This window comes from Mesorhizobium sp. Mes31, assembly GCF_024519675.1.
GTDB lineage: Bacteria > Pseudomonadota > Alphaproteobacteria > Rhizobiales > Rhizobiaceae > Mesorhizobium.
Genome location: NZ_JALJRL010000057.1, coordinates 1 through 1,640 on the forward strand (window position 1 = coordinate 1; position 1,640 = coordinate 1,640).

1 protein-coding gene is annotated in these 1,640 nt (G+C 68.7%); it reads left to right on the forward strand.

Annotated features, from left to right (window positions below; translation table 11 throughout):
* Positions 1-168: 168 nt before the first annotated feature.
* Positions 169-1,640 (forward strand): efflux transporter outer membrane subunit (locus tag NR193_RS33240; RefSeq protein ID WP_256754878.1); only part of this gene is annotated, 1,472 nt, incomplete at its 3' end.

The window sequence follows — 1,640 nt, forward strand, 5'->3', positions numbered from 1 at the left end:
GCATCGGCGTGATGGGCGGGATGATCGCGGCGACGGTGATCGGCGTGTTCCTGGTGCCGCTGCTGTTCGTGACGGTGCGCCGCATCTTCAAGGGCGGGGCGGCCAGGCAGGATGCCTCGACCGACACCGGGGCCGAGGCCACGATCCATGACAATCGAGGGTAAGGGTATGACGGGTGATGATATCGCCACCAGGCGGGCCTCGGCGCGGACCAGGAGCGTAGCGGCAGGACGCGCTGTCGGGGCGCGGCTGATCGTCGTGACGCTGACGGCGACGGCGCTCGCCGGCTGCGTCGTCGGCCCGGACTACCAGAAGCCATTCCTGGCGATGCCGGCAAGCTGGAGCGGCCACGACAGGGCCATGCCGGCCAAGCCGGCGCAATTGTCGAAATGGTGGCAGCGGCTGCGCGATCCCGAACTGAACACGCTCGTCGACGAGGCGGTTGCCGGGAATCTCGACGTCGCCACGGCGAAGGCCAAGATCCGCGAGGCGCGTGCCAGCTATCGCCAGAGCAGCGCGGCACTGTTCCCGTCGGTCGACGGCTCCGGCTCGGCCACCCGCAACAAGTCGGCCACGACCACGTCGGGCTCGAGCGCCATCTACAGCGAATATCAGGCCGGCTTCGACGCCAGCTGGGAACTCGACCTGTTCGGCGCCAACCACAGGAGCGTCGAGGCCGCCCGCTATGGGCTGGACGCGTCCGAGGAGGAGCTCCGCTCGACCCTTTTGACCCTGGTGGGCGATGTCGCCTCCTACTATGCCCAGGCGCGCGGCTATCAGGCCCGCGTCGCGCTCGCCCGGCGCTCGGCCGCATCGCAAAGGCAGACCGCCGAACTCACCCGCACCATGGCGCAGGCCGGCACCGCGACGGCGGCCGATGTCGCGAAAGCCATGGGCCAGGCAAGCAGCACCGAAGCCGATATCCCGACGCTGGAAGCAAGCTATGCCGAGGCCGTGCATCGTCTCTCCGTGCTCACCGGCCGCCCGCCGGCGGCGCTGAGCGAGCGGCTGAAGCGCGGCGCACCGATCCCGGCGCCGCGCCTGCCGATGCCGACCGGCATTCCCGCCGACATCCTCTTGTCGCGCCCCGACGTGCGCATGGCGGAACGGCAATACGCGCAATACACCGCCAAGATCGGCCAGGCGGAGGCGGCGCGCTATCCCTCGGTCAGCCTGACGGGGGACATCAGCACTTCGGCCTACAAGCTCGGCGACCTCGGCAAGAATTCGTCGATCGGCTGGTCGTTCGGACCGACGCTCAGCGTGCCGGTGTTCAATGCCGGGCAGTTGAAGGCCGCCGTCGAGGTCGCCAAGGCGCAGCGCGATCAATATTTCATCGCCTACCGGTCATCGGTGCTGACCGCGCTCGAGGATGTCGAGAATGCGCTCGTGCTCCTGTCGCAGGAGCGTATCCGGATCGGCAAGCTTGCCTCGTCGGCGAAATCCTACGGCGAGGCGGCCCGCATCGAAGGCACGCTGTTCAAGGCCGGCGAGACCAGCCTTCTCGACGTGCTCGACGCCCAGCGCTCGCTCTACTCGGCGGAGGACACGCTGCTGCAAAGCCGCGTCCTGCTGGCGACCAACTACATCGCCCTCAACAAGGCGCTCGGCGGCGGCTGGGACGGCGTCGTCGACACCAC